The sequence below is a fragment of the Flavobacterium sufflavum genome (assembly GCF_004016525.1).
Lineage (GTDB): Bacteria > Bacteroidota > Bacteroidia > Flavobacteriales > Flavobacteriaceae > Flavobacterium > Flavobacterium sufflavum.
In genome coordinates this window covers 1-248 of the sequence record NZ_SACJ01000054.1, presented here as the reverse complement: position 1 = coordinate 248, position 248 = coordinate 1, and the positions used below count along the sequence as shown (strand labels likewise).

At 43.1% G+C, this 248-nt stretch carries 1 protein-coding gene; it reads left to right on the top strand.

The window, feature by feature from the left end:
• On the top strand, positions 1-248 hold a 248-nt coding region (locus EOD40_RS18105), incomplete at both ends, for a hypothetical protein (protein ID WP_164905522.1).

The window sequence follows — 248 nt, the reverse complement described above, 5'->3', positions numbered from 1 at the left end:
GTAACATCTGTGAATGATGTACCGGTTTTTACTAAAGGAGATGACCAGGCTAAACTGGAAGATGCAGGAGCCATCAGTGTTCCTGGTTGGGCAACAGGTATCAGTGCAGGTCCTGTAGATGAAGTAGAACAAACACTAACGTTTACTGTTGCCAATAACAATAACAGTTTATTCTCGGTACAACCAGCGATAACAGCAAACGGAGAATTGACATACACATTGGCAGCCAATGCAAATGGAAGTGCACT